Raw genomic sequence first — 20051 nt, 5'->3', positions numbered from 1 at the left:
TTGAACGTACTCGCCTACAATCTCACGCGAGTGCTGAGAATCCTGGGCTTTAAAAAGACAATGAAGGCGATGCGGCTGGTGGGTGCGTGAGAACCCCTTTAGGCCCTGAAAAAAGCCATAAACTCGTCTGGAACGCGTTGGAGAGGCTCGCAGTCTCGTCGTCCCATTGATGGCCGCAAAGGCAACCAAACGCACTGCGGCGGTCAGCAATCATGCGTCGCATTGCAATCTCCTCGGGTTTCCACACAGCCTGGGTCGAATCGAACCCTTCCGTCATTCACCCTGTGCCGCTGCGCCGCCCGTGCATGCGCAACCGGCATGATGAGCGTGGTCGGCGTGACTGTCGTCCCATGCCGAACCGAGAATGATCTGGCAGAAGTTCAGCCGCCTGTACGACGGATCGCGCAACTCCAGCACGTCGGCCTTGACGTTGCCGAATGTCGTCTCGGGCTTCTTGATCGTTCCTTGCGCGAACGCGTCGATAATGCCGTTCTTGAAGGTCTTTTCGCGCGGGTGGGCCGCCACCACCTGGTTGCGCTGATCGTCACTGAACTCGTGGTAGCTCAGACCCAGCACGTCCATCTCGACCCCGGCGGTCACGAGCGCGACGACCGGCTTCATGTGTTCGGGAACACCCGGCGTCGTATGCAGCGCGATCGACGCCCACACCTGGTCGATGTCGTACTCGTTCATACGGTACTGGGTCATGAAATCGCGCGCCGCATTCGCACCGTCCACTTCGAAGCGATAGCTCTCGCTGCTATAGGCCGGCATCAGGCCCATGTCGTGGAACATCGCACCGAGGTACAGCAGTTCCGGGTCGTACTTCAGGCCTTTGCGGTTGCCGCTCAGCGCGCCGAACAGGAAAACGCGGCGCGAATGGTTGTACAGCAGATCGGTTTCGGTATCGCGAACCAGTTCGGTCGCGGCGCGTGCAATGGCGCTGTCGGGTATCTCGATGCCTGCGATGTGAGTGTTAGTCATGTCGGTTCCTTCGCTAATGGTTGGATAGAGGGCACATGCTCTCCAGTTGTCCGCCTGGTGCAGTGGGTTTGCATCCAGGCCTCGCGCTGAAACCAGTATTGGCTAACGGCTGCCGGCGGGCAACGAAGTTGGGCCGCTGAAGTCTGCCAACGTTGCCGTGTATGCTGCCAGCGCGCTTTGGCACGGCGAGGTGGCAGGCGGAATGGCTCGCCGGGCGGCCCACGCACCAATAGCCGACCGGGTTTTCCCACCCGGATCGCAGCTGCGTCGGTCACCTCCAATTCGCCCCGAATGCCGGTTCCCCCACATACCTTCGCCTTACGATTTGTCATCCTGACACCTCGGGCGTGTGTGGGGAGGTCGCCATGTCGGTTTATGTCGATGAAGGGTTTCGGCCCTGTGTCACGGAATGCGCAACCGTCGCGTTCCGGGTCTGCTGCGATGATCGCGTGCAGATTTTCGAAGTCAGCGCCGAGGCGTTGATCACCTTCTGCGGCGCGGCCAGCAAGCGCAAGCAGGACCTGCTCGTCGCGTTCGAAGACGCGCAGCAGGAGATCCTCTCCGTCGCGGCACGCAAATGGACGTTCCGGCCGACCGAGTCGGTGTGGCTCGGCCTCGACGAATTCCGAATGGTCAGACATTAGGTGTGCCAGAATCGCGCTCATGACCTGGATCGCCGCCCTGCCGATGTATAACGTCTCGCCCGCTCTCGCCTTCGAATGGCGCGAGTGGCTGACCGGCGTGCTGCTCCGGGTCAAGCCCGCCTGCCGCATCGTCGAACCCGACGAAGAATTGCACGGCTTCTGGCGCCGCCCCAATCTGCTGATCTCGCAGACCTGCGGCTATCCGCTGATGCATGGCTTGCACGAGCAGGTTCAGTTGATCGCCACGCCGCGCTTCGACGCGCCGGGTTGCGAAGGCGCGGACTATTCGAGCGTGCTGATTACGCGCGCCGACGCACCCTTTGACACGCTAAGCGCTTGCCGCGGTGCACGTGCCGCCTACAACCAGGACGATTCGAATAGCGGCATGAACGTGTTGCGCCACGCCGTGGCACCGCTCGCACACGGCGGCGCATTCTTCAGTGCTGTGGTGCGGACCGGTTCGCATCTCGGCTCGTTGCGTGAGGTCGCGGAAAATCGCGCGGACGTCGCCGCGATCGACTGCGTCACGTTCGCTTTCATCGCCGATGAAATGCCGGAACTCGCGCGGCAAGTGCGCCGGATCGGCGTGACGGCGCCGTCGCCGGGACTTCCGCTGATCGCGTCGAACACGGTGCCGTCGCAAACTATCGAAGCTCTACGCGAGGCGTTGAACGACTCCCTCGCCAGCCAGGCCGAACGCGCAAAACGCCTGCGTTTGCAGGGCTTTTCCACACTGACGCTCGCCGACTACGCACGCATCGAGCAACTCGAAAACGAAGCGCGCGCCGCCGGCTATCCGCGCCTCGCCTGAGCTTAAAGCCAGCTTTACGCCTGAGCTTTACGCCGACTGCACGTCCAGCACCAGAAGCTGCGCACCGTCGGCCACCTGATCGCCGACCGCATACAACACTTCCGACACCGTGCCCGTCGCCGGCGCGCCGATCGTGTGTTCCATCTTCATCGCTTCCATCACGATCAGCGGCGTGCCCTTCTCCACCACCGTGCCCGGTTCGACCAGCACCGCGATCACCTTACCCGGCATTGGCGCGGTCAGACGGCCCTCGCCGCCTTCCGCATCCGCGGCATGCGCGAGCAGGTTCTGCCATTCGAACGCCAACGTTTCGCCGAGGCAGAACACATGGAACGTGTCGCCATCCACGAACACGCGGCCGGTCGCGCGTGCATCGCCGATGGTCGCGCGGAATTCGTGCTCGCCCGCGCCGCCCGACCAGCTAAAGCCTTCGCGCACGCCGTCGTGTTCCAGCGTTTGCGTCGCGCCGTCGCGGGCGAACGTGACGGTGAACGTGCTTTCGTCGTCGAGATTGCGCCAGCCGAGCGTCTGCGTGTAGCCGCTATTGAGCCGCCAATGCGACAACGCATCCCACGGCGACGCGCCATGCACGGCCCCGCCTTCGCGTGTCAGCAGCGCGGCGCAGGCGAGCGCCAGCGCGTCCTTGAATGGCTTCTCCACCGGCGCGAACAGCGCGTCGTGATGACGTTCGATCAAACCGGTATCCAGATCGCCCGTAGCGAACGGTTCGCTCGTGACAATGCGCTGCAGAAACTCGACGTTGGTATGCGGGCCGACCACCTCGCACGCATGCAGCGCGCGGTTCATGCGCGCCAGCGCTTCCTCGCGCGTGGCGCCATGCACGATCAGCTTGGCGATCATCGGATCGTAGAACGGCGTGATGGTGTCGCCTTCGCGCACGCCGCTATCGATCCGCACCGGCGCCTTGCGTCCCGGCTCGCCCATGCCGATCACGAACTCCACGCCTTCCGGCATACGCAGATGCTTGAGCGTACCCGTCGACGGCAAGAAGCCGCGCGCCGGATGTTCCGCATAGATGCGCGCTTCGATCGCGTGCCCGTCGAGCTTGAGTTGTTCCTGCGTGAGCGGCAGCGGTTCGTCGCCGGCCACGCGCAGTTGCCATTCCACCAGGTCCTGCCCGGTCACCATTTCGGTGACGGGATGCTCGACCTGCAGGCGCGTGTTCATTTCCATGAAGTAGAACTCGCCGGTGGGCGTCATGATGAACTCGACCGTACCCGCGCCGACGTAATTCACCGCGCGCGCCGCAGCGACCGCCGCCTCGCCCATTTCGCGCTTGATTTCAGCGGACAAACCCGGCGCCGGCGCCTCTTCCAGCACCTTCTGGTGACGCCGCTGCACCGAGCAGTCACGATCGAACAGATACACCGCGCCGCCGTGGCGGTCCGCGAACACCTGCACTTCCACGTGACGCGGGCGTGTCAGATACTTTTCGATCAGCACGCGGTCGTTGCCGAAGCTGCTCGCGGCCTCGCGCTTGCACGACGCCAACGCGGCCACGAAATCCTCGCTGCGTTCGACGACCCGCATGCCCTTGCCGCCGCCACCGGCGCTCGCCTTCAGCAGTACCGGATAGCCGATCGTGTCCGCCTCACGGTGCAGCAACGCCGGGTCCTGGTCGTCGCCGTGATAACCCGGCACGAGCGGCACGGCCGCCGCATGCATCAGCGCCTTCGCGGCGGCCTTCGAGCCCATCGCGGCAATCGCCGCGACCGGCGGTCCGATAAAGACGATGCCGGCCGCCTCGCACTGCTGCGCGAAGTCTTCGTTTTCCGACAGGAAGCCGTAGCCCGGATGCACCGCTTGCGCACCGGTGGCGCGCGCGGCTTCGATAATGCGCTCGACGCGCAGATAGCTTTCTTTCGCGCTCGATCCGCCGATATGCACGGCCTCATCGCAGGCGGCTACGTGTTTCGCGTCGGCGTCCGCATCGGAATAGACCGCCACGCTCGCGATGCCGAGCCGCTTGCAGGTCGCGGCGACGCGGCACGCAATCTCGCCGCGGTTGGCAATCAGGATCTTGTTGAACATGAAATGTCTCGATGAAGTGTGCCGTTGTTCGGGGCTGTTTTTCGGGGCCCGCTTCTGGTCAGAGCCGTGCGGCGCTCCGGAGAAGATGCGGCGCTCACGCGTTCGTGCTGTTTCAGTCGCGCCAGGAAGGCGTGCGTTTTTCGAGGAACGACGCGACACCTTCGCGGCCTTCCGCGCCGGCCCGCGTGCGCGCGATACGCGCCGCCGTGTCTTCGATCAGCGCGTCGTTCAACTCGCGGCCCGCGATGTCTTGCACGAGCTGCTTGCACGCGCGCACCGCTTGCGGTCCGTTCGCGCAGAGCGTGCCGGCGATCTGCTGCACGGTCGCATCCAGCTGCTCCGCGTTGACCGCTTCGCTGACGAGGCCCAGGCGTAACGCCGTCGCGCAATCGAACTGCTCGGCGGTCGTGAAGTAGCGGCGCGACGCCTGCTCGCCCAACGCGCGAATCACATACGGCGCGATGGTCGCGGGAATCAGGCCGAGACGCGCTTCGGACAGACAGAACCGCGCGCTCTCCACCGCCACCACGATATCGCACGCGGAAATCAGGCCCATGCCGCCCGCGTATGCGTCGCCGTTCACGCGTGCGATCACCGGCTTGTTGCAGCGATAGATCGCCGCCAGCATGTTCGCCAGCAGCATTGCGTCGGCGCGGTTCTCGTCGTCCGAGTAACCCGCCATTTTCTTCATCCAGTTCAGGTCGGCGCCCGCGCAGAAGGCCTTGCCGTTCGCGGCGAGCACCACCGCGCGCACGTCGCTGCGCGTGTTCAGCGACGTGAAGGCCGAGGTAATCTCAGCGATCATCGTTTCGTTGAACGCGTTGCGCACGTCCGGGCGATTCAGCGTGACCGTGGCGATCCGGGCGGACACTTCAAGCGTCAGCGTTTCGTATTGCATCGTGGCTCCTGCGCGGGGTTGCATGACTGTGACCGTGCTCGTGCAGTGCGCACGTCACATTCTGAACACGCCGAAACGCGTTTCTTCGATCGGTGCGTTCATGCTGGCGGACAGACCGAGGCCGAGCACGTCGCGCGTTTGCGCCGGATCGATCACGCCGTCGTCCCACAGGCGCGCGCTCGCATAGTACGGGTGGCCCTGATGTTCGTACTGGTCGCGGATCGGTTGCTTGAACGCTTCCTCTTCTTCGGCGCTCCATGCGCCGCCCTTGCCTTCGATACCGTCGCGCTTGACCGTGGCCAGCACCGATGCCGCCTGCTCGCCGCCCATCACCGAGATGCGCGCGTTCGGCCACATCCACAGGAAGCGCGGCGAATACGCCCGGCCGCACATGCCGTAATTACCCGCGCCGAACGACCCGCCGATAATCACCGTGAACTTCGGCACCTTCGCCGTGGCCACGGCCGTCACCATCTTCGCGCCGTTACGCGCAATGCCTTCGTTTTCGTATTTGCGGCCCACCATGAAGCCGGTGATGTTCTGCAAAAACACCAGCGGAATCTTGCGCTGGCAGCACAGTTCGATAAAGTGCGCGCCCTTGAGCGCCGACTCGGAAAACAGAATGCCGTTGTTCGCGACGATGCCGACCGGGTGCCCCCAGATATGCGCGAAACCGCAGACGAGCGTGGTGCCGTAGCGCGCCTTGAATTCGTCGAACGCGGAATCGTCGACGATCCGCGCGATCACCTCGCGGATATCGAACGGCTTGCGCGTGTCGACGGGAATCACGCCGTACATGCTCTTCACGTCGTAGCGCGGTGGCTTCGGCTCCTGCAACGCGACCGGCACCTGCTTCACGCGATTCAGATTGCCGACGATGCTGCGCGCGATCCCCAGCGCGTGCGCGTCGTTCTGCGCGAGATGATCGACCACACCGGACAGACGCGTATGCACGTCGCCGCCGCCGAGATCTTCCGCGCTCACCACTTCACCGGTAGCGGCTTTCACGAGCGGCGGGCCGCCGAGAAAAATCGTGCCCTGATTCTTCACGATGATCGACTCGTCGCTCATGGCCGGCACATACGCGCCGCCCGCCGTGCACGAGCCCATCACCACGGCGATTTGCGGAATGCCCGCCGCCGACAGATTCGCCTGGTTGAAAAAGATCCGGCCGAAGTGATCGCGATCCGGAAATACGTCGTCCTGATTCGGCAGATTGGCGCCGCCGGAGTCGACCAGATATACGCACGGCAGATGATTTTCCGCGGCGACTTCCTGTGCCCGCACATGCTTTTTCACGGTGACGGGATAGTAGGTACCGCCTTTGACGGTTGCGTCGTTACAGACGATCACGCACTCCTGCCCCGCGATCCGGCCGATGCCGGTGATCACGCCCGCGCCCGGCGCGTCGTTGTTGTACATGTCGTACGCGGCGAGTTGCGAGAACTCGAGAAACGGCGTGCCCGGATCGAGCAGTTGCGCAATGCGCTCGCGCGGCAGCAGTTTGCCGCGGCCCGTGTGTTTGTCGCGCGCGGCCTGGCCGCCGCCCAGCGCGAGCTGGTCGATCTTCGCGCGAAGATCGGCGACCAGCGCTTCGAGCGCCGTCGCGTTGGCGCGGAAGTCGTCCGAGCGCGGATTCAGCTTTGATTCGATGATCGGCATGGCGTGCTTTCTCCTGAAGGGTTCACGCTCAAGCCGTCTCGGCAAACAGCTCGCGGCCAATCAACATACGGCGGATTTCGCTGGTGCCCGCGCCGATTTCATAGAGCTTCGCGTCGCGCCACAAGCGGCCGACGGGATACTCGTTGATATAACCGTTGCCGCCGAGAATCTGGATCGCTTCGCCGGCCATCCACGTGGCTTTTTCGGCGGTGTAGAGAATCACGCCGGCGCAATCCTTGCGCACCTGGCGCACCTGGCGCACGTGGTCGGTGCCGAGCGTGTCGAGTTGACGGCCCACCGCGTACAGATACGCGCGGCATGCCTGCAACGTGGTGTACAGATCGGCCACCTTGCCCTGAATCAGCTGGAATTCGCCGATGGATTGACCGAACTGCTTGCGGTCGTGGATATACGGCACGACCTCGTCCATGACCGCGACCATGATGCCGGTCGGGCCGCCCGCGAGCACCGCGCGTTCGTAGTCGAGGCCGCTCATGAGCACCTTCACGCCGCCGTTGAGCTGACCGAGAATATTTTCTTCCGGCACTTCGACGTTCTCGAATACCAGCTCACCGGTGTGCGAGCCGCGCATGCCGAGCTTGTCGAGCTTCTGCGCGACCGAAAAACCCTGCATGCCCTTCTCGACGATAAACGCGGTAATGCCGCGCGAATTCGCTTCGGGATCGGTCTTGGCGTAGACCACCAGCGTGTCGCAGTCCGGGCCGTTGGTGATCCACATCTTGGTACCGTTCAGCACGTAGCGGTCGCCCTTCTTTTCCGCACGCAGCTTCATGCTGACCACGTCCGAACCGGCGTTCGGCTCGCTCATGGCGAGCGCGCCGACGTGTTCGCCGGAGACCAGTTTGGGCAGATATTTCTGTTTTTGCGCGGCGGTGCCGTTGCGGTGAATCTGGTTGACGCACAGATTCGAATGCGCGCCGTACGACAAACCGACCGACGCCGATGCCCGCGAGATTTCTTCCATCGCGATCATGTGGGCGGTGTAGCCCATGTTCGCGCCGCCGTATTCTTCCGAGACCGTCATGCCCAACACGCCCAGATCGCCGAACTTGCGCCACAGGTCCATGGGAAACTGGTCCGTGCGGTCGATTTCCGCTGCGCGCGGAGCGATTTCTTTGGCAGCGAATCCCGCGATGCTGTCACGCAGCATTTCGATTTCTTCGCCGAGCGGGAATTGCAAACCGGGCAGGTTGCGCATTGCGGTGTCTCCAGAGTTCGTTGGCGGCCGGGCAGCCAGGTCAGGCTGCCGGCGAATCCGAGTGCGGCTCGGCGGACGGCGGCGGCCTTGTGGGCCGCCCCTGTCGTCACGCACGAGGCGCGAAACGTTCAAGCCGCATTTCACGCTAGATTGACGTAAGCGTCAATAGGTATTTTTGAGTGTTACTCATAAATCATCCGGGGCGCATCCGAAACGGGCGTGGCGTGATAGCATCGGCGTAGACAGGCTGATTCGGCCTGCGTTCCGGCCGTGCTTCCGGCCGCTTCCGCCTCTCAAATCTGAACTTGACTCATATGACGGTTGCCCTGAAGGTCGAGTTACCCGCCTCGCGCCGCCAGCCGGCCGGGCGCAAGTCACAGCAGCGCGTGAAGGAGATTCTTCAGGCGGGGCGCGACGTGTTCTCCGAGAAAGGCTACGAGCGCGCCACGACCGCGGAGATCGCGCAACGCCTCGGCATTTCCGAGGCGACCGTGTTCAGCTACTTTCGCGGCAAGCGCGAGTTGTGCGCACGGGTGATCGGCGACTGGTACGACGAGATCATCGAGGCGATCGAATCCGGCCTGCCGCGTGACGGCAACGTGCGTCAGCAGTTCGCGTTCATCGTGCGTACGCATTTGCGGCTGATGCTGGTGAACGGCACCGATCTGTGCGCGCTGGTGCTGTCCGAGGGGCGCGCGCGGCATCACGAGTTGAGCGAGGCGCTCACCGAGTTGCAGCGCCGCTATACCGCACCGTTGATGCGCGTCCTCGCGCAAGGCCAGGAGAGCGGACAGATTCGCGCCGACATGCCGTTGCGTTTGCTGCGGTCGATGGTGTTCGGACCGATGGAGCATGTGCTGTGGGACGCCACGCTGGCGAACCGGCATATCGACATCGACGCGACCGCCGATCAGTTGATCGACGTCCTGTGGGCCGCGCTCACGCCGGCGGACCCGGCGGTTAGCGCGTTGCAGCAGTTTCGGGCGGAAGTGGCGGAGGCGAACCGGCGGTTCGAGGCGGCGGCGAAAAAACGCTAACCTACCGCTTTCGAGTTGAAGCCTGAAGGAGCGTGCACGTGCCTGATGCAAAACCCGCAAAAGCTGCAAAACCCGCAAAAACTGCAAAAACCGTTAAAACCAGAGAAGCCGCGAAAACAGCTCAACCCGCAGGCGCTGCCACGCCCGCCAAAGCCGCTAAAACCAGCCCGACCGCCAACATCCGCGTCGGCATTGGCGGCTGGACCTACGCGCCGTGGCGCGGCCCGTTCTATCCCGCGGATCTCACGCAAAGCCGCGAACTCGAGTACGCGAGCCGGCACCTCACGTCGATCGAAATCAACGGCACGTTTTATGGTTTGCAAAAGCCGTCGAGTTACGAGAAGTGGTATCAGGAAACCCCGGACGATTTCGTTTTTTCGCTCAAGGCCCCACGTTACGCCACCAATCGAAAAGTACTCGCGGACGCCAGCGAGACGATCGAGCGTTTCTTCGCGAGCGGCGTGCTATTGCTCAAACAGAAACTCGGCCCGATCAACTGGCAATTCGCCACCACCAAGAAATTCGACCCCGAAGACTTCGAGGCCTTTCTGAAACTGCTGCCGCCGAGCATTGAAGGACAATCGCTGCGGCACGCAATCGAAGTCCGCAACGAGAGCTTCAAGACGCCGGAATTCATCGCGCTGGCCCGCCGATACCAGGTGGCCGTCGTGCTGGCCGGCGACAGCGATTACCCGCAGATCGCGGACCTGACCGCGCCGTTCGTGTACGCCCGCATCATGGGCACCACCGACAAACACGCCAAGGGCTACGCGACGAAAACCCTCGACGCCTGGGCCGAACGCGCGCGTCGGCTTGCCGCGGGCACGACGCCGGACGATCTGGAAACGTCCGCCGAGCCGCCATCGAAAATCGCCGCGCGCGACGTTTATCTGTACGTGATCAGCGGCTTCAAGGAACGCAATCCGGCCGCCGCCATGGCGCTAATCGAACGGCTCTGAGCGGGGCGCTCCGGCCCGTACCCTGACCGCCTGCTGGCGCGCATGACCACCCGCATGCGGGCCGTCATGCGCGAGTGTCATAATCCCGGCAGCGAATCCGCCCCCACTCACATACATAGACCGTGAGGCTGTCGCCTCACCCGGTCCGGGAGAATATCTTGAGCGCCCTCGACAATCCCCTGCACGATCAGGAAGTCGGCTCGGCCGACGCCACCCAGGACACCACGCGCATCGACGACACGCGCATCGGCGCGGTCCGTCCGCTGATTTCCCCCGCACTGCTGCAAGACGAATTGCCGGTCCCGCCCTCGGTGCAGACGCTCGTCGAAAAGACCCGCGCGGAAATCGCCGACATTCTCCACTGGCGCGACGACCGGCTCGTGCTGATCGTCGGCCCGTGTTCGATTCACGACCACGATCAGGCCATCGAATACGCCCGCAAGCTGAAGCACGCCGCCGAGTCGTACAAGGACGATCTGCTGATCGTGATGCGCGTCTACTTTGAAAAACCGCGCACCACGGTCGGCTGGAAAGGCTATATCAACGACCCGCGTCTGGACGGCAGCTTCCGCATCAACGAAGGCCTGCGGCTCGCGCGGCAATTGCTGCTCGACATCAACGGTCTCGGCTTGCCGACGGCCACCGAGTTTCTCGATCTGCTGAGCCCGCAATACATTGCCGATCTGATCGCGTGGGGCGCAATCGGCGCACGCACGACGGAGAGCCAGAGCCATCGGCAACTCGCTTCGGGCTTGAGCTGCCCGATCGGTTTCAAGAACGGCACGGACGGCGGCGTGCAGATCGCCGCGGACGCGATCGTCGCCGCGCGCGCGAGCCACGCGTTCATGGGCATGACGAAAATGGGCATGGCCGCGATCTTCGAAACTCGCGGCAACGACGACGCGCATGTGATCTTGCGCGGCGGCAAGCAGGGACCGAATTACGACAGCACATCGGTTGAAGCGACCTGTGCCGCGCTCAAATCAGCCGGTCTGCGCGAGCAGGTGATGATCGACTGTTCCCACGCGAACTCCGGCAAATCGCATTTGCGTCAACTGGACGTGGTGGAAAATCTGGCGCAACAATTGACGCAGCACGAGCGCCGCATTATCGGCGTGATGCTGGAAAGTCATCTGGAAGAAGGCCGTCAGGATCTGAAAGCCGGGGTGCCGCTGCGTTACGGCGTGTCGATCACGGATGCGTGCGTGAGCTGGACGCAAACCGAACCGGTGCTGGAGACGCTGGCCGCCGCCACCCGCAAGCGTCGCGCGGGCTGACGACAAAAACCCACGCGCCGCACCAGCCACCGATGGTTGATCTCACCGAGGGTTGGGCAGCGCGTGATTCCTCACGCCCGATGTTTCGCTAGTCACGCGCAAGGACTGCGCGCGCGCAAAACTCCGGCACGAGGCGCGTTGCATTACGACGCGTTGACAGCTTCCTTGAAAGCCTTGCCTGCGGTGAACTTCACCGTCTTGGCCGCTGCGATCTGGATCTCAGCGCCCGTCGACGGGTTGCGGCCCACGCGAGCTGCGCGCGCGCCGGTCGAGAAAGAACCGAAACCGACCAGTTGCACCGTATCGCCACCCACCACGGCTTTGGTCACCGCTTCGACGATTGCGTCGATGGTTTGGCCGGTGGCCGCTTTGCTTTCGCCCGTCGCTGCGGCGACTGCATCAATCAGTTCCTGTTTGTTCATAGCACTTCCCGTATGGTAATCATGGAACCGGCGCCACATCTGTTGCGCCGGGACCGACACACTAACGCATAGGCGCATATTCGCGCAAACCTTGGGTGTAAGCCTTGTATCACCCGCCCAGCGGCAATTTGACGATTTTTTTCGGCAAAGTGCCATAAGAATCGTGCGCTTACGTGATTCTCGCGCCCGGCAAGCGTTAAATCCGAATCACAATCCGTTGCAATTTCAGTGCTTTAGCGCGACACACGCCGATGCCGGCAGGCTTTTTTACTATGTTATGGTGGATCGCCTGAAACACCGCCAGAACCGGTGGCAGCGCCCGGTAGTAAAGAATTCGGGAGAATAAAAAAATGAAATTTCGCCATATTGCAACATCCGCACGGCTCGTCCTGGCGCCCTGCGAGGTCGCTTCCGCCGCCGCAAGCGGTTGCGCGAGCCGCGTGACGGCGAGCGCTTCGACGTCGTCAGCCTCAATCAATATGCATTAATCGACGAGCGGCACAAGTGACATATCGCCCGAATTCGCCAGGTCGGAGTTACCGCACCGGATTTATTTCTGCGTTAATCACCCTCAAGCTTGCCCCGGTCCTGCCGATATACAAAGCTGCGTTGGCGGCGCAAACGTTAAAAGGACGGGAATGGATCGACTAGCCAGATTGAGGGAGGCGCTATCTGTCGCGCAAGGCGATCCGGAGCTCGTGCGTTCGCAGCTCCAGGCGTTCGGCCGGCAGATCCCGCTGCTCTATTTCATCCTGCTGGTCAACACCATGGCCGTCGCGATCACCCACGTGCATTGCGCGCCGGCCTGGCTGGCCATCTACGCGCCGATCGCCCTCTGCGCGCTGTGCGTGGTACGTTGCGTGCGCTGGTGGCGCGCCCGCCACCGCGTACTGACTCACGACAAGGCCGTGCCCGAATTACGCAAGCTGATCTGGCTGGCGAGCATTTTCGGTGTTGCGTTCAGCACTTGGGCGCTGCTGCTGTTTCCGTACGGCACCGCGTACGAACAGGCGCACGTCGCGTTCTATATCGCGACCACCGTGATGGGCGGCGTGTTCTGCCTGATGCATCTGCGGGCGGCGGCTCTGCTCGTATTGTCGATCGTGATCCTAAGCTTCGCGACCTTCATGGTGTTCACCGGGTCGCCGGTGTTCATCGCGATGGCGATCGACATGATGCTGGTCGGCATTGCCCTCGCCTTTATCGTCGAGCTGTATTACCGCACGTTTACCGGCGTGGTGCACGCGCAGAGCGAGTTGCTGGCAAGCCAGCAGAAAACCCAGCGTTTGAGCGACGACAACTTCCGGCTCGCGAGCATCGACAGTCTGACCGACCTGCCCAACCGGCGCAGTTTCTTCGCGTCGTTGCGCGCGCTGTCCGAACAGGCGCTCGGCAGCAGCGGCGGCGGCTTCAACGTGGGGCTGATCGATCTCGACGGCTTCAAGCAGGTTAACGATATCTACGGCCACGCGAGCGGCGATCTGGTGCTGCAGGAAGTGGGCGTGCGTCTTCTCGCACTGGCGGAACCCGGCATCTTTTTCGCGCGGCTCGGCGGCGACGAATTCGGCGTGCTGGCGCAGCACAAGCAGTCGAACGAAACGCTGGTCGAATTGGGGCAGCGCATTTGCGACACGCTGAGCCAGCCGTACCGGGTGGCCGGCAATGTCGCGGAACTGTCGGGCACGATCGGCTGGGCCGCGTTTCCCGAAGCGGGCACCACGGTCGCGCAGGTATTCGAACGCGCGGATGCGGCGCTGTACGTCGGCAAGGAAAGCCGCCGCGGCACGCCGGTGATCTTCTCGACCGAACATGAAACGCGGATTCGCCGCTCGAGTCTCGTGACGCAGGAACTCCGCCACGCGGATCTCGACGCGGAACTGTTCCTGGAGTTTCAGCCGATCTACGACGTGATCTCGCAGCGCACGATCGGGCTCGAAGCGTTGGGACGCTGGCACAATGCGCGGCTCGGCGCGGTCAAGCCGGAGGAATTCATCCGGATCGCCGAGCGTACCGAACTGATTTTGCGCGTCACCGAAGTGCTGTTGCACAAAGCGCTCGACGAAGTCGCGCGCTGGCCCGCCGAGCTTTATCTGTCGTTCAACCTGTCCGCGATCGACATCTGCACGTCGGCGCGCGCGCGCCGTCTGATCGACATCGTGCAGGCGAGCGGCGTGCCGCCCCACCGCGTGTCGTTCGAAATCACGGAGACCGCGGTCACGCGCGACTTCGAACAGGCGCGCGCCTCGCTGACCATGATCAAGAAAGCCGGCTGCCGTGTGTCGCTCGACGACTTCGGCACGGGCTATTCGAGCCTGAGCTACGTACACCGGCTGCCGTTCGATACGATCAAGATCGATCGTAGCTTCATGACGGATGTGGATACGAACAGCGCATCGAAGAAAATCGTCAAGTCGGTGCTCGATCTGTGCCGCAATCTTGGGCTCGAATGCGTGGTGGAAGGATTGGAAACGTCGTCGCAAGCGGCGGTCGTGACCGCGCTCGGCGCGCGCGCCGTGCAGGGTTATCTGTTCAGCCGGCCGATGCGGGCGAGCGCCATCGCCGCTTATTTGCAGACGGCGCTCGGACAGGGTTATGCGGTCGAGGGGCAGGCGTAGTTGGGTGGCGGGTGCGCCTCGACCACGGCTGAACGGCGGCGGCTGCGACTACGCATCTCGCAGTCCGACCCGAAACCCGAACCGCGGCTAACCCGCCGCCGCCGGATACTCCAGCTTCGGATACCAATCGCTGCCCCGTCCGCCCGGCGTCATATCGAGCACGGTCCAGATCGGCATCACATCGGGCGCGCCGCGCGGGTCCTGGCCGGGATCGGCGGTCGACGGCCCCGTCTCCTCCGCCCAGAAGTGCCGCACCGTACCATCGGCGGCGCGTGTGAACACGTTGAACGCCGGGTTGTCGTCGCCGGCGGGATCTTCCGCCGCGTAGTCGCGATTGAAGGTGTTGCCGCCCGACGAAACCAGCCGCAAATGCCGCCAGCCCCGCTCTTTCTTGAACGCGACGAGCTTCTCGAGCGGCGCGCGGCCGATCACGACGAACGCCACGCGTTGCAGGATATCGGGCATTTCGCCGTCGTACGCGCTCAGCAGCGACGTGCACATCGGACAAGGTCGCGCGCGCTGCGGACCGAACATCCAGTTATAGGTGACGAGCGTGTCGTGCGCGCCGAACAGACCGGATAACGTCACGGGCCCCGCTTCACCGTCGAAGCGATAGTCCTGCGGCACGATGCCGCCCGGCGGCAGCGCGCGGCGCTGCGCGGCAACCCGTTCGATATGGCGGCGCAACTCGATTTCTTCGGCGAGTAAATCGTTGCGCGCGCTACGATAGGCCGCGCTCTCGTTCGGAAAACGCGGCGGCGAATCGGCGAGCAGGCGTGCCGGCTTCAGTGTCGGTGCGGATGTGGTTGCTTCGGTCATCAGCTATCTCCCATGCACGGTCGTTACGATTGCGGAAGAGGTTGATTCTCCCCCTACCTGCACGACGAATAACGCGCCCGCCAATCGACAACCCCGTTCGATTTTTTGGATTTCGTCAGCTTTAATGTTGGCCGCCCCGGCGCCGGCTGACAACGCACCGAACCAACCGCACGACAACCGCCTGCCCCAGCAAGGTATTCTTCTGCCCAGAAACAGCCCGCGCGCCCGCTGCGCAACGGCACGGCCACGGCGCACCACGCGCCGTCCTGAAAGGAGACACCATGCCGCTTCGTCTGCCGCCTCTGCCGGCGCTTCGCCTGTTCGAAGCCGCCGGCAGGCATCAAAGTTTCAAGCTCGCCGCCGCCGAGTTGCACGTCACGCCGAGCGCGGTGAGTCATGGCATCGTCGGGCTCGAGGAAGCGCTCGGCGTCCAGTTGTTCGTGCGCGAACCGCGCGGCATTTCGCTGACCGCGACGGGCGTGGATTACCTGTCCTATGTGTCCGAGGCGTTCTCGCTGATCGCGATCGGCACGCAGCGTCTGCCGAACCATCGCGCGAATCGCCCCATCGCGCTGAGCTGCGCGCCGACCTTCGCGTCGCGCTGGCTGCTGCCGCGCCTCGCCCATTTTCGCGCGCAGTGGCCCAATGTAAATGTGAGCGTCGACACTTCGCACCGGCAGGTAGGATTTCCCGTCGACGGTTTCGATTTCGCGGTCCGCATGAGCCGTTCGCCGGTGGCCGGCGCCGCGTGGACCCGACTATTCGGCGAGCGCCTCGTGCCGGTGTGCAGCCCAGCGTATCTGGGGAATCTGCGCGACGCGCACGGCCACCTCGACCTGCGACGCGCGACGCTGATTCACGTGAACGCCGCAAGCGAAGACTGGCAGGCGTGGCTCGATGCGACCGGCGCGGCCGATATCGAAACCGCCGACGGCCTGCGCGTCGACACGATCCAGCTCGCCTTTGAAGCCGCCGGCATGAGCCTCGGCGTCGCACTCGGACGCCGGCCGCTGGTGGATAGCGATCTCGCCAGCGGCGCGTTGGTGGAGGCTTGCGCGGAAACGATCGCGTCGGACACGGCCTACTGGCTGGTCAGCGCGGAAAACGCGGAACACCGCCCGGAACTGCTCGATTTCCGACGCTGGCTGGTCAGCGAGGCGGAACGGTTCGACGCGCAATCCGAAGCCGCCTGATACGAGCCACCCACTACGCCATGCGTAGCGTCTTGCTTTCCACGCCGCAAGCGAACAAGTGAGCCCCACTCACCTGTGGTCAAAATCTTTTCTTTTGCCGCTTCTGATGCTCGCTGCGACCATGGTGTCGAAGGAGATCAGAACCATGTCCACGACCCATAGCAAACGCTTTGCGCCCGTCTTCAACCCGACGACCCTCGTGATCCTCGCCGGCGCGCTCGTCTTGAGCGCGGCGATGGGTATCCGCCAGACTTTCGGGCTCTTCATCGGGCCGTTCTCGTTCGACCGCGGCCTGCCGGTCACGCAGATCGCGTTCGCCATCGCGCTGCACAACCTGGTGTGGGGCTTCACCCAGCCGTTCGCCGGCGCCGCCGCCGATCGTTACGGCTCGACGCCGGTGGTCGCATTCGGCGCGACGACGTTCGCCGCGGGCCTCGCATTCGCCGCGGTGGCGCCGAGTGGCGCGATGCTCATCATCGGCATGGGACTACTGGTCGGCATCGGCGTGAGTTGCACGACCTTCGGCGTGGTGTTGCCCGCGGTTGGTCGCATCGCCACACCGGAAAAACGCAGCATGGCGATGGGCCTCGTCAGTGCCGGCGGCTCCGCGGGGCAGGTGTTGATGGTGCCGCTCGCGCAAGGCGTGCGTCTCAGTTGGGGGATTGCCGCCTCGCTGTTCGTGCTGGCATTTCTGATGCTGATGGTTGCCCCGCTCGGCATGGTGCTCGACCGTCGCGCGCGAACCGGCATGCCGCTGCGGGAAACGGCCGCCGAACCGCTTCGCAAGGTACTGGGTCTGGCGCTACGGCATCGCGGATACCGGCTGTTGACGCTCGGTTTCTTCACCTGCGGATTTCAGCTCGCGTTCATCGCCACGCATTTGCCCGAGTATCTGACGCTCTGTCACATGCCGGTCGGTCTGGGCGCGACCGCGCTCGCACTGATCGGCCTGTTCAATATGGCGGGCAGTTGGGCTTGCGGCTGGCTGGGCGGCCGCTACCGTCAGCATCATGTGCTCGGCTGGCTGTATCTGATCCGCAGCGTGACGATCGGCACGTTCTTCGTGCTGCCGAAAACGTCTCTCTCGGTGATCGTCTTCGCCGCGGTGATGGGCCTGACCTGGCTCGGCACCGTGCCGCTCACTAGCGGACTGGTCGCGAAAGTGTTCGGCACGCGGCACCTCGGCACACTGTTCGGCGTGTGCTTTCTGAGCCATCAGATGGGCTCGTTTCTCGGCGCGTGGCTCGGCGGCCTGGTGTTCGATCTGACCGGCTCGTATTCGCTGCTGTGGGAAGCCACCGTCGCCGCCGGACTGTTGGCCGCGATGCTGCATTTCCCGATTAACGACGCCACGGTCGGCACGCCCGCGCTGCGCGCCGAACCAGCGGGGGCGTGAGCCGGCCGAGGACGGCGGACGGCTGCGACGGCGGCCGCGGCGGCGACTACAGCTACAGGCTTACAGCTACGGCTAAAGCCACCACATGGCAGCGGTCGGCGCGCGGAGGACAGCCAGCGCTACTCCTGCGTCTTCTGCGCCGCTTTCGGCACACGCCCCATCAAAAAGAACTCATCGTTCGGCCGCATGGAAATCACATTCGCCATGCGGTTCGACAAACCGAAAAACGCCGTGATCGCGGCAATGTCCCAGATGTCTTCATCGGTAAAGCCCTGCTCGCGCAACGCGTGAAAATCGGTTTCGTCGACGCTGCCTGACGCGCGGCACACCTTCAGCGCGAAATCGAGCATCGCCTTCTGGCGCGCGCCGATATCCGCCTTGCGGTGATTCACGGCGACCTGATCCGCCAGCAGCGGCGCTTTTTCGTAAATGCGCAGAATCGCGCCGTGCGCGACCACGCAATACAGGCACTCGTTGACCGCGCTGGTGGCGACCACGATCATCTCGCGCTCGCCTTTGGTGAGCCCGCCCTCCTTCAGCATCAACGCATCGTGATAGGCGAAGAACGCGCGGAATTCGTCCGGCCGATGCGCGAGCGTCAGGAACACATTCGGCACGAAACCCGCTTTTTCCTGCACGTCGAGGATGCGCGCGCGGATATCGTCCGGCCAGTCGTTCGCTGCGGGAACCGGATAGCGGCTGATCGGGCTGGCTTGGGTCATGGCATGTCTCCTTGGTATTCGATTAGCTATGGCGACGATTCTAGCAACCGTCTGCTCACACCGTCGCGCACGCCGCTTCGGGAACACCTTTTTGGGCACGCTTTTCGGGCACGCTTTTCGGCCAACCTCGCAGCGCCCTTTTCCCGCCTGTGCTTAAATCGGTTTCTTGCGGTGCCATGCCATGCTCGCGTCATGGCCGGGCGGGTACACTGCACGCCGTCGCGTGGGAACGGAGCCTGCGCGGCCTGTTCACGGCGCGTCACCAGGCCGCGGCCGGTTACACCTTCTTTACTGCATTCCGAGGAGCGCGGTTGTGTGGCATTTTCCAGTGGCGATTCCACCCTCGCTCGGCGTTTGGGCCGTTTTCACGAGCGTGCTCGTCACGCAACTCGGCTTGCCGGTCCCTGCCGCGCCGATGCTGATTCTCGGCGGCACGATGGCGGCCATGGGCCAGACCTCGTATGCGAGCGTCGTGTTCGCCGCCGTGGCCGCCACGCTGATCGCCGATTCGCTCTGGTTCTTCACCGGCCGCGTCTACGGCCGGCGTCTGCTGAACTATCTGGTGCGCTTCTCGCTGTCGCTCGACACCACGGTGCGAGTAGCGCGCAACACGTATGAACGGCACGGCGCGCCGATCCTCACCGTCGCCAAGTTCCTGCCGGGGCTCGGCCTGATTTCCGCTCCACTGCTCGGCACGACCGCGATCAACGTCAGCGTCTTTCTGCTGTGGGACCTGATCGGCGCGGCGCTGTGGGCGAGCGTGTGGGTGATCGGCGGCGCGGCGCTGCACGACCAGATCGTGCAACTGATGCTGCTGGTGCGGCAGAACGGCGGCACGATCGTCGACGCATTCGCGGCGATCTTCGTGGCCGCCCTGCTCTACCGCTGGGTACGCCGCGCGCAGTTTCGCCGCTGGCTCGCGCACACGCGCATCTCGCCGGATCAGCTCGACGAATTGATGAAGTCGAACGAGCCGCCGCTAATTTTCGACGCCAGACCGCACAGCGTGCGCGCGAAGGAATCGCACCGAATTGCCGGCGCCCTGCCGCTGGACCTCGATTCACCTGAGCCGATTCCGCCCGAACTGCTGAAGCGGCCGATCGTCGTCTACTGCGTGTGTCCGAACGAAGCGACCGCCAAGCGGATCGTCAACCAGTTGCATCGCAAGAATATCCACCATATTCGTGCGCTGAAGGGCGGCCTCGACGCGTGGGAAAAGCGCGGCTACCCGGTGGAACCGTTGCCGCCCGATTTCTACACCGCGAAGGCTCACCTGATCGAGGATGAAGGCAACGAGGGCGAATATACGGTGCGCGCAAGACTCGCGGACTAAGCGGCCGT

At 63.8% G+C, this 20051-nt stretch carries 18 protein-coding genes; 9 read left to right on the top strand and 9 right to left on the bottom strand.

Annotated elements, in window-relative coordinates:
* Positions 1 to 273 precede the first annotated feature (273 nt).
* Positions 274 to 984 (bottom strand): HD domain-containing protein, encoded by a 711-nt coding sequence (locus BX591_RS20840; RefSeq protein WP_111933202.1) that lies wholly within the window; start codon positions 982 to 984, stop codon positions 274 to 276.
* Between the two features lie 365 nt (positions 985 to 1349).
* On the opposite strand from BX591_RS20840, the gene BX591_RS20835 reads away from it, so the two are divergent.
* Positions 1350 to 1628: a DUF1488 family protein gene (locus tag BX591_RS20835; RefSeq protein WP_111933201.1), complete on the top strand. Its 279-nt coding sequence runs from the start codon at positions 1350 to 1352 to the stop codon at positions 1626 to 1628.
* Between the two features lie 19 nt (positions 1629 to 1647).
* The gene (locus tag BX591_RS20830; RefSeq protein ID WP_111933200.1) at positions 1648 to 2439 is read left to right on the top strand and encodes a phosphate/phosphite/phosphonate ABC transporter substrate-binding protein; all 792 of its coding nucleotides are present in this window, start codon (positions 1648 to 1650) and stop codon (positions 2437 to 2439) included.
* Positions 2440 to 2466: 27 nt separating this feature from the next.
* On the opposite strand, the gene BX591_RS20825 is transcribed toward BX591_RS20830, so the two are convergent.
* From BX591_RS20825 to BX591_RS20810, 4 genes are all read right to left on the bottom strand, one after another.
* Positions 2467 to 4491 carry an acetyl/propionyl/methylcrotonyl-CoA carboxylase subunit alpha gene (locus tag BX591_RS20825; RefSeq protein WP_111933199.1) on the bottom strand — a complete coding sequence of 675 codons (2025 nt, stop codon included), beginning with the start codon at positions 4489 to 4491 and terminating at the stop codon, positions 2467 to 2469.
* A gap of 112 nt (positions 4492 to 4603) precedes the next feature.
* Positions 4604 to 5389 (bottom strand): enoyl-CoA hydratase/isomerase family protein, encoded by a 786-nt coding sequence (locus BX591_RS20820; protein ID WP_111933198.1) that lies wholly within the window; start codon positions 5387 to 5389, stop codon positions 4604 to 4606.
* A gap of 54 nt (positions 5390 to 5443) precedes the next feature.
* Positions 5444 to 7051, bottom strand: a complete 1608-nt coding sequence (locus BX591_RS20815) for a carboxyl transferase domain-containing protein (RefSeq protein ID WP_111933197.1) — start codon at positions 7049 to 7051, stop codon at positions 5444 to 5446.
* Between the two features lie 28 nt (positions 7052 to 7079).
* Positions 7080 to 8270 (bottom strand): isovaleryl-CoA dehydrogenase, encoded by a 1191-nt coding sequence (locus tag BX591_RS20810; RefSeq protein WP_111933196.1) that lies wholly within the window; start codon positions 8268 to 8270, stop codon positions 7080 to 7082.
* A gap of 314 nt (positions 8271 to 8584) precedes the next feature.
* Between BX591_RS20810 and BX591_RS20805 the strand changes: the two genes are divergently transcribed.
* The 3 genes from BX591_RS20805 (at position 8585) to BX591_RS20795 (ending at position 11543) form a co-directional block, all read left to right on the top strand.
* The gene (locus BX591_RS20805; protein WP_111933195.1) at positions 8585 to 9307 is read left to right on the top strand and encodes a TetR/AcrR family transcriptional regulator; all 723 of its coding nucleotides are present in this window, start codon (positions 8585 to 8587) and stop codon (positions 9305 to 9307) included.
* Positions 9308 to 9345: 38 nt separating this feature from the next.
* Positions 9346 to 10266 (top strand): DUF72 domain-containing protein, encoded by a 921-nt coding sequence (locus BX591_RS20800; protein ID WP_111933194.1) that lies wholly within the window; start codon positions 9346 to 9348, stop codon positions 10264 to 10266.
* Between the two features lie 158 nt (positions 10267 to 10424).
* Positions 10425 to 11543, top strand: coding sequence for a 3-deoxy-7-phosphoheptulonate synthase (locus BX591_RS20795; protein ID WP_111933193.1), 1119 nt, complete (start codon positions 10425 to 10427; stop codon positions 11541 to 11543).
* A 143-nt stretch (positions 11544 to 11686) separates the two neighbouring features.
* On the opposite strand, the gene BX591_RS20790 is transcribed toward BX591_RS20795, so the two are convergent.
* Complete coding sequence (locus BX591_RS20790; RefSeq protein WP_006049832.1) at positions 11687 to 11965, bottom strand: HU family DNA-binding protein; 279 nt, start codon at positions 11963 to 11965, stop codon at positions 11687 to 11689.
* 196 nt (positions 11966 to 12161) lie between these two features.
* Positions 12162 to 12443, bottom strand: coding sequence for a hypothetical protein (locus tag BX591_RS20785; RefSeq protein WP_111933192.1), 282 nt, complete (start codon positions 12441 to 12443; stop codon positions 12162 to 12164).
* A 160-nt stretch (positions 12444 to 12603) separates the two neighbouring features.
* Here BX591_RS20785 and BX591_RS20780 point away from each other — a divergent pair, with 160 nt between their 5' ends.
* On the top strand, positions 12604 to 14580 hold the full coding sequence (locus tag BX591_RS20780; protein WP_111933191.1) for a putative bifunctional diguanylate cyclase/phosphodiesterase: 1977 nt from the start codon (positions 12604 to 12606) through the stop codon (positions 14578 to 14580).
* Between the two features lie 87 nt (positions 14581 to 14667).
* Here the strand turns inward: BX591_RS20780 and BX591_RS20775 are convergent, their stop codons facing one another.
* Positions 14668 to 15399 carry a DUF899 family protein gene (locus tag BX591_RS20775; RefSeq protein WP_111933190.1) on the bottom strand — a complete coding sequence of 244 codons (732 nt, stop codon included), beginning with the start codon at positions 15397 to 15399 and terminating at the stop codon, positions 14668 to 14670.
* Between the two features lie 281 nt (positions 15400 to 15680).
* On the opposite strand from BX591_RS20775, the gene BX591_RS20770 reads away from it, so the two are divergent.
* Together BX591_RS20770 and BX591_RS20765 are read left to right on the top strand one after the other, a co-directional pair.
* A complete protein-coding gene (locus tag BX591_RS20770; protein ID WP_111933189.1) occupies positions 15681 to 16592 on the top strand; it encodes a LysR substrate-binding domain-containing protein in 912 nt (303 codons plus the stop codon).
* A 145-nt stretch (positions 16593 to 16737) separates the two neighbouring features.
* Complete coding sequence (locus tag BX591_RS20765; RefSeq protein ID WP_111933188.1) at positions 16738 to 17988, top strand: MFS transporter; 1251 nt, start codon at positions 16738 to 16740, stop codon at positions 17986 to 17988.
* Positions 17989 to 18107: 119 nt separating this feature from the next.
* Here BX591_RS20765 and BX591_RS20760 read toward each other — a convergent pair whose 3' ends face one another.
* Entirely contained in the window at positions 18108 to 18710 is a 603-nt protein-coding gene (locus BX591_RS20760; RefSeq protein WP_111933187.1) for a peroxidase-related enzyme, read from the bottom strand.
* 313 nt (positions 18711 to 19023) lie between these two features.
* Here BX591_RS20760 and BX591_RS20755 point away from each other — a divergent pair, with 313 nt between their 5' ends.
* Positions 19024 to 20043: a VTT domain-containing protein gene (locus tag BX591_RS20755; RefSeq protein ID WP_111933186.1), complete on the top strand. Its 1020-nt coding sequence runs from the start codon at positions 19024 to 19026 to the stop codon at positions 20041 to 20043.
* The last annotated feature ends 8 nt before the right edge of the window (positions 20044 to 20051 follow it).

The sequence above is a fragment of the Paraburkholderia bryophila genome (assembly GCF_003269035.1).
In the GTDB taxonomy this organism is placed as follows: Bacteria; Pseudomonadota; Gammaproteobacteria; order Burkholderiales; family Burkholderiaceae; genus Paraburkholderia; species Paraburkholderia bryophila.
Note: the sequence above shows the minus strand (reverse complement) of the source record. Positions and strands in the feature narration are given on the sequence as shown.